General features: G+C 49.9%; 11 protein-coding genes. 10 read left to right on the top strand and 1 reads right to left on the bottom strand.

Features of this window, described 5'->3' with window-relative positions:
- Positions 1-2: 2 nt before the first annotated feature.
- From OXH16_10765 to OXH16_10775, 3 genes are all read left to right on the top strand, one after another.
- Positions 3-266 (top strand): EutN/CcmL family microcompartment protein, encoded by a 264-nt coding sequence (locus tag OXH16_10765; GenBank protein MCY3681872.1) that lies wholly within the window; start codon positions 3-5, stop codon positions 264-266.
- Positions 267-331: 65 nt separating this feature from the next.
- A complete protein-coding gene (locus OXH16_10770) occupies positions 332-604 on the top strand; it encodes a EutN/CcmL family microcompartment protein (protein MCY3681873.1) in 273 nt (90 codons plus the stop codon).
- An 8-nt stretch (positions 605-612) separates the two neighbouring features.
- Positions 613-1,419 (top strand): class II aldolase/adducin family protein, encoded by an 807-nt coding sequence (locus OXH16_10775; GenBank protein ID MCY3681874.1) that lies wholly within the window; start codon positions 613-615, stop codon positions 1,417-1,419.
- 64 nt (positions 1,420-1,483) lie between these two features.
- Here the strand turns inward: OXH16_10775 and OXH16_10780 are convergent, their stop codons facing one another.
- Positions 1,484-1,672, bottom strand: a complete 189-nt coding sequence (locus OXH16_10780) for a hypothetical protein (GenBank protein ID MCY3681875.1) — start codon at positions 1,670-1,672, stop codon at positions 1,484-1,486.
- A gap of 111 nt (positions 1,673-1,783) precedes the next feature.
- On the opposite strand from OXH16_10780, the gene OXH16_10785 reads away from it, so the two are divergent.
- The 7 genes from OXH16_10785 to OXH16_10815 form a co-directional block, all read left to right on the top strand.
- A complete protein-coding gene (locus OXH16_10785) occupies positions 1,784-2,023 on the top strand; it encodes a hypothetical protein (protein MCY3681876.1) in 240 nt (79 codons plus the stop codon).
- 73 nt (positions 2,024-2,096) lie between these two features.
- Positions 2,097-3,620, top strand: coding sequence for a hypothetical protein (locus tag OXH16_10790; protein ID MCY3681877.1), 1,524 nt, complete (start codon positions 2,097-2,099; stop codon positions 3,618-3,620).
- Between the two features lie 111 nt (positions 3,621-3,731).
- Entirely contained in the window at positions 3,732-3,938 is a 207-nt protein-coding gene (locus tag OXH16_10795) for a type II toxin-antitoxin system HicA family toxin (protein MCY3681878.1), read from the top strand.
- Positions 3,935-4,162 (top strand): pilus assembly protein HicB, encoded by a 228-nt coding sequence (locus OXH16_10800; protein ID MCY3681879.1) that lies wholly within the window; start codon positions 3,935-3,937, stop codon positions 4,160-4,162. Before OXH16_10795 ends, OXH16_10800 begins: the two co-directional genes overlap by 4 nt.
- Entirely contained in the window at positions 4,155-5,453 is a 1,299-nt protein-coding gene (locus OXH16_10805) for an arylsulfatase (GenBank protein ID MCY3681880.1), read from the top strand. The genes OXH16_10800 and OXH16_10805 overlap by 8 nt, the downstream gene beginning before the upstream one ends.
- A gap of 13 nt (positions 5,454-5,466) precedes the next feature.
- Positions 5,467-6,672: an MFS transporter gene (locus OXH16_10810; protein ID MCY3681881.1), complete on the top strand. Its 1,206-nt coding sequence runs from the start codon at positions 5,467-5,469 to the stop codon at positions 6,670-6,672.
- Positions 6,669-7,110, top strand: a 442-nt coding sequence (locus OXH16_10815) for an acetate/propionate family kinase (protein ID MCY3681882.1), incomplete at its 3' end; no start/stop codon positions are given. The genes OXH16_10810 and OXH16_10815, both read left to right, overlap by 4 nt.

A 7,110-nucleotide genomic window follows, 5' to 3' on the forward strand; every position in this document is an offset into this window, starting at 1 on the left:
AAATGTTCCTCGGCCGCGTCATTGGCAAAATTTGGGCGACGCGCAAAGATGTTTCGCTCAAAGGTTTTAGACTGCTTGTCGTTGAACCGATTGATCACGAGCACAAAAAAGCTGGAGAGGCTTTTGTCGCTATTGATGTGGTCAATGCCAGCGATGGCGAGACCATCTACTGGGTCGGTTCACGAGAAGCTCCCAACGCCCTGCCCGATAAATACGGCCCGGTTGACGCGGCAGTTGTCGGTATTGTAGATCAGGTTGATGTATGAGGTAGCCTGCCCTCCGGTTCCCCACAGAAGAAGGGGGGACTAAATCTCTAATCCCAAATTCCATAATGTTCCTGGCCCGCGTACTCGGTAGCGTCACATCGACTATTAAACACAGCGATTACAACAGCGCCAAACTCATGGTCGTGCAGCCCATTACGCCCGATGGCAAAGATGACGGCGCATCGGCTCTTGCAGTTGACGCCACAGGCGTTGGCCGAGGCGAAATTGTCCTCGTGATCCGACAGGGCGTCGCGGCAGGTCTCGTCCTCAATGTGGAATTGCCTGCGGTGCGTTCCGTTATTGTCGGCGTTGTGGATGATATTGATATGAAGGGGTGAGACATAAAATGAATCTCCATCAGGCCAAGCTCGATATTGTTGAAGCCGGGCGCCGCGTGTACGAACGCGGCTTTGTCGCTTCTAACGATGGCAATATTTCATGCCGAATTGAAGAAGACCGCATTCTCACTACGCCAACGGGGATGTCCAAGGGATTTCTCAAGGTCGAAGATCTCTGTATTACTGACATGGATGGCACGCTCGTGAGTGGGCAAAAGCGGCCTTCGTCGGAAATTGGGATGCACATTTTTCTCTATCGCGAGCGCCCCGATGTGCGCGCTGTAGTACACGCGCATCCGCCAACGGCTACGGGTTTTGCGGTGGCTGGCGTTCCCCTTACTATGTGTGTTTTGCCCGAGGTGATTATCACTCTCGGCGCTATACCTATTGTGGAATACGGTACGCCGGGAGGACCAGAGATATCTGAACCGATCAGGCAATACGTCAAAGATTACGACGCCTATTTGCTCGAAAATCACGGTGCGACTACGATCGGTGCCGGTGTGATGAATGCCTATTATAAGATGGAAACGCTGGAGCATTTTGCGAAAATACTTTTTGTGGCACAACAGCTCGGCGGTTATAACGAACTCAATGCGGAACAGGTGGAAAAACTGGTCGCTATTCGCAACCGCATGGGTCTTCGCGGTCCCGATCCAGCGTGCGATGTCCCCGATGTTCCTACTACGCAATCCTCCAATGGCGGCATTCCCACGATTCGCACATTGAGTGCCGGTGGTACAGCCTCTGCCCAAACTTCTCAGGACGATCTTATTGCGGAAATTACTCGCAGGGTTATGGAAGAGTTAAAATAGGAACTGTCCAATGTGACTTGGACGGATATTGACGCCTGCTCAATGAGTGGAAGCATCGTTATGCCTATTTTTTTGCTTTGCTGCGTATTTGGTCAAAGGCTACCATCTCCCGTTGCAGGCGCAACACGCGTTCTTCGGGTGTCAATCGCAATCGTTCAATGAGCAGTGTGAGATCTATGCCAAAATCGCGTGCTCGCGCGATGGCACTGTCTGGCGGAGGATTTCGCAAACGTTCTTCTGCTGGAGATTCCAATGCTCGCTCCTCGTCGATATGGATGAACGGGATGGACAGAATTTCGCGTTGTGTATAATATATCTAAATTATGACTTTCTTGAAAATGGTAGATTTCAGGAGGACATTGATATGGCTACGGCAACAATCTCGATTCAGGTGGATGAAGAAGTCGCAAAAGCTTATGCCGAGATGTCACCTCAAGAGCAATACCTTTTGCGCCTTTGCCTCCAGGACCTCACGCTCAGTCCTCGGCGATCTTTGAAAGCTGTGATGGATGAAATTGGACAACAGGCGCAGGCTCGTGGATTGACTCCGGAACATCTGGCGTCTTTATTGGAGGATGTGTGGCAAGGGAAAGGCACATCCTGAAGAGGGATCAAGCTAAGAATAAGATGTACAATGTACATTTCAAACACTATGGGAAATATTGAGAGGAGAATCCATGTGTCAATGGATCACGCCTGTTGCTCTGATAGCTCTTACGCTTTCAATTACCTCGCTGTCCTTGGCGCAATCAAATGATACGTCGCCATTCACTCGTTCATCCGACTTTGATGGCGATGGCATCGTCGGTTTTTCGGATTTTCTACTGTTTGTAGAATACTTTGGGTTAGATCACACCGACGAAACATATAAAGCCCGGTTTGATCTGAATGGCAATGGCACAATTGAATTTTCAGACTTTTTGATTTTCGTCAGTGATTTTGGCAAAACTGTGCCTCTGCTGTCGGACATGATGAATTTTCCCCTGCGTGCCCTTCATGTTGGTGGGAACTGGGGAACCAACACAGAAGTTGTGGCAGAATGGGAAGCTACCGGGAGGGTAGGAACACTTATACCTCCAGACTATATTGAATGGCTGAAGAGCCTGCAGGTGAACTGGGTTGGGCTTTCCGTCGCTCTGCACTACGATGACAGCATGGATAGCACGGTTGAGCGCGTGTACTCATCAGATGTACGCATTCCTACTTTTTCAGATGAAGCTCTGAGGCAATTGATCCGAGAATTTAGAAGTCATGGAATGAATGTGTATCTGACCCTGGCATTTGAAGCCTTTGAGGCTGAAGAGGCCGCACGTCCTGTGTACAGGTGGCAAATGGGCAATCCTTATGCTCCGCGATGGTGGCCAGATTATTTGATTTTGCCTGAAAATTGGCCCTGGAGCATTGACCATCCAGACCATGAGCGATTTGTCGCAGAGTTTTGGGAGACCTATACACAGCAGGCCGTTCACTTTGCCCGCATCGCACAAGAGGAAGGTGTGCAGATGTATTCTCTCGGCACAGAAACAGACTATCTATTTCGCACACGATCCGGAAATCGTTGGCCTAACCATTTTGGGAAAGAACTCAAATCAATGGTAGAGCGTGTCCGTAGTGTATATGACGGCCTGCTAACTTACGATATGCACATAGACGTATTTCGTTGGCCTCACGACTTCGGACCGGGATCAGATCATTTGTGGGAAGATCTGGATTTGGATATTATCGGATTCAGTGCGTGGTTTCCACTGACGGACTTGCGTCCGTCAACGGTACTAAGTGTCGAAACTTTCCAAGCGAGTTATAGTCAGATATTCCAAAACCTGCTTGTGCCTCTTACGAACAGAAATCCTGGACGTCCTATTTTGTTTACCGAATATGGTGTTATAGATGTGGTTGAATCATCTCAAAGCCCAGGTGACTCATCAATCGCAGAAGGTCGGCGATTCGTATTTACAGACTTGAACGGCAACGGGCTGGATGACGGGAGAGAAACCCAGGCCAACATCTACCAGGCGTTAATCAATACTATGGCTCAGTATCCTGAAATAGTAAATGGTGTCTTCTATTGGAATAATTGGATGGCCAGTGATGAACATTGGGCGGAATACTGGGCAGGTCGGCGCAATTACGATATCCGAGGCAAGTTGGCTGAGGAGGTTGTGCGGGCGGCTTATGAGTCATACAGGCAAGCGAATCCCTAACCTGCTGCCGAGACCTTTGCTGCCACCAGCGCAAAGTTGTCCAATGTGACCAGGGGATATTGACACTATTATGGATGGCAAGCCGATAGTGAGATTACCCAAAAATAAAAAATAACGCCTAGAAAAATCAGAGAATTGATTCAGGACTTGAGGAAAGCGGGATTTTACGAGATTTCTGGTGGAGGTAAAGGATCGCATAGAAAATTTGCACACGACAAATATCGGGGCGTTGTCACCCTCAGCGGAAATCTTGGAAATGACGCAAAACCATATCAGGAAAAACAAGTTCAAGGCGCGATTCAGGAAGCTAAAAAATGAAAGCTATTGATCGCTACCACAAATGGGTAGAATGGAGTGAGGAAGACGGCGTATATATCGGCAAATGCCCGGACTTGATCACGGGGATTCACAGCGATGATCCGCTGCAAGTTTACGAAGAATTGTGTGAAGTAGTTGCTGATGTTATTCGCCATTTTGAATCTCAAGGTTGCCCGCTTCCAGAACCCCGAGTAAGACCTGTGGAGACCGTAATTCATGTCTAAAAATTCTCTGCCCAATATTATCTACATCCTCTCAGACGATCTCGGCTACGGCGACCTGGGTTGTTTTGGGCAGGAGTTTATTTATACGCCGAATATTGACCGCATCGCAGCGGAGGGCATTCGGTTTACGGATCACTATGCCGGGTCTTCGGTGTGTGCGCCTTCGCGGTGTGTGCTTATGACGGGTCTGCATACGGGGCATTGTTATGTGCGGGACAATCGCGCTTTGTCCATTGAGGGCAATGTGCCCATTCCCGGGGAGACACAGACGGTTGCCAAATTGCTCAAAAAGGGCGGTTATGCCACTGCTTGTATTGGCAAATGGGGATTGGGATATCCGGGATCGGAAGGCGATCCCAACAATCAGGGGTTTGATCACTTTTTTGGGTACAATTGCCAGCGCGAAGCCCACACGTATTATCCTCAGCACCTCTGGCGCAACGATCAGAAAATTATGCTCTACGGCAAATCGTATTCACACGATCTGCTCACGGCTGAGGCTTTGCAATTTGTGCGCGATCAGAAATCCAATCCCTTTTTCCTCTATTTGGCCTATACGATTCCACACACCAGATTCGAAATTCCATCTCTCGATATTTACAAAGACAAACCCTGGACGGAAAATCAGAAAACGCAGGCGGCTATGATTACGCGTATGGACCGCGATATTGGCACGCTTTTGGATATGCTCGACGCGCTCGGAATTGCGGAGAATACGCTTGTTATCTTCACGAGCGACAACGGTCCCCACGGCAGTGGCAATACGCTTGGACATTTCAACGCGGCTGGTGCCCTTCGCGCAAAAAAGGGAAGTCTCTACGAAGGTGGTATCCGCGTGCCCTTTGTCGCCCGGTGGCCTGGAACGATTCAACCCGGTACTGCGAGCGCACATTATTCGGGTTTTCAGGATATGTTGCCCACGTTCTGCGAATTGGCTGATACGTCTGTCCCGGAACCGGTTGATGGCATTTCTATGGTGCCCGCACTCCTGGGTAGCGATACCCAACAAGCGCACGAATTCCTCTACTGGGAACGACGCGGGGTCAGTGCTGTTCGTCTGGGTGATTGGAAGGCGTATTTACCCGAGGGTCATACCAATCCCAAAGGTGTTGTTGAACTCTACGATTTGGCAGCGGATATCGGCGAACAAAATGATCTCGCAACTGAATATCCAGATATTGTTTCGAAAATTCGAACCATCGTTCGGGAATCGCACCGAGATACGCCCTGGGAAACCTGGGAATACGACGGACCAATTCCCAATGAATATGGGACAGTAGTTCATAGATGAGTGGGATCGGAAAGTGCCCAATCGCAAAGCGACTATTGTCATATTTTGTAGTGCCCTGATTGTGTTTGTCAGCATGGGCATTCGCCAATCCTTTGGCCTTTTTTTGGCACCGATCAGCCAGGATCTCGGCATTGGGCGCGAAGTCTTTAGCCTGGCTATCGCTTGGCAAAACCTCATTTTTGGTTTGCCCATAGTGGGCATTCTATCAGATCATTTTGGGCCGCGATGGGTCGTTGCTGGCGGCGCGTTGCTCTATGCAGTCTGTTTTTTTCTTTTGTCTTCTGTCATTACGCCTCTCGGTCTGTACACCGTGCTCGGCGTGCTCATGGGCATCGCACTCAGCAGTATCTCCTATGTGGTGGTCCTCGGTGCGGTCGCTCAGGTTGTTGCACCGGAAAAACGCGCCTCGTTTTTTGGGCTTATTACTGCTGCGGGTTCTTTCGGGACGTTTGCAATTGTGCCGGGTGTTCAATGGCTTCTCTCTGGCGTGGGCTGGCAATCTTCATTCGCTTTTATTGCCCTGATCGCGGGCGCGAGTGCCTTGCTCGCTATTGGGATTCCACATCGCGGGCGCGAGGTGTCTCCAAATACCGTTGAATCCCATGATGGCAGTCTGCTTCAAGCATTGCTTCAAGCGCGAGGTCATTCGGGATACTGGTTGCTCAATGCGGGATTTTTTGTGTGTGGATTTCACGTGGCATTTATCGCCACGCATCTGCCCGCTTTTCTGACTGATCACGGTCTTTCAAAGATGGTCGGTGCAACGGCGTTATCCCTGATAGGCCTTTTTAACATTTTTGGATCTTATCTTTCGGGGCAACTCGGCGACCGATATCGGAAAAAATATCTCTTGAGTTTGCTTTATTTTGGTCGCGCCATTGTCATTAGCGGATTCCTGTTCATACCCGTTACAAATACGTCTGCGCTTGTGTTTGGCAGCGCGATCGGGTTCTTATGGCTTGCAACCGTTCCGCTAACCAGTGGCACTGTCGCGCAGATATTTGGTTCGCGCTATCTTTCCACGCTGTATGGCATTGTTTTTTTCAGTCATCAGATCGGCAGTTTTTTGGGCGTGTGGCTGGCCGGGCGCGTGTATGATGCAACGGGGTCTTACGATATGATTTGGATTGCCGCGATTCTCTTGGCTGTGACTTCATCGCTCGTTCATTTGCCCATTGCCGATAAACCCCTGCAGAGGCTTGAAACAGTCACACCATGAAAATCCTCATTGCAAACGCAGGCTCTACTTCATTCAAATATCGCCTGTTTGACATGACCGATGAAGCGGTGCTCGCCGAAGGTCGTCTCGAACGCATCGGCGATCCGTCTTCACCTGTTGCCCATCAGATTGGCGAATGCGCTGTTGAAACCGAACAACACTTGCCGGATTATCCGTCTGCTGTCCGCGATGTTATTGCGCGTCTGACAGACACGCGCACTGGTGTGCTCTCCGACTTGTCTGACCTCGATGCTATTGGATTTAAAACCGTGCACATGCGCGGTAAAGCGGGTACTTATCTTCTCACAGAAGACGTCTTGCAGCGCATGGCGGACTACAATAGCCTCGCGCCTGCCCATAACCCGCCCTATATCCAGGCGATTCGCATTTTCGAGCAATGTGCTCCCAATCTGCCCCTGGTTGGACTTTTTGAAGCTC

This window comes from Gemmatimonadota bacterium (genome assembly GCA_026705765.1).
In the GTDB taxonomy this organism is placed as follows: Bacteria; Latescibacterota; UBA2968; order UBA2968; family UBA2968; genus VXRD01.

Bases quoted from the DNA above. Each gene is read 5' to 3' on its own strand.
- OXH16_10765 (MCY3681872.1), top strand. From the start codon at position 3: ATGTTCCTCGGCCGCGTCATTGGCAAAATTTGGGCGACGCGCAAAGAT.
- OXH16_10770 (MCY3681873.1), top strand. From the start codon at position 332: ATGTTCCTGGCCCGCGTACTCGGTAGCGTCACATCGACTATTAAACAC.
- OXH16_10775 (MCY3681874.1), top strand. From the start codon at position 613: ATGAATCTCCATCAGGCCAAGCTCGATATTGTTGAAGCCGGGCGCCGC.
- OXH16_10785 (MCY3681876.1), top strand. From the start codon at position 1,784: ATGGCTACGGCAACAATCTCGATTCAGGTGGATGAAGAAGTCGCAAAA.
- OXH16_10790 (MCY3681877.1), top strand. From the start codon at position 2,097: ATGTGTCAATGGATCACGCCTGTTGCTCTGATAGCTCTTACGCTTTCA.
- OXH16_10800 (MCY3681879.1), top strand. From the start codon at position 3,935: ATGAAAGCTATTGATCGCTACCACAAATGGGTAGAATGGAGTGAGGAA.
- OXH16_10805 (MCY3681880.1), top strand. From the start codon at position 4,155: ATGTCTAAAAATTCTCTGCCCAATATTATCTACATCCTCTCAGACGAT.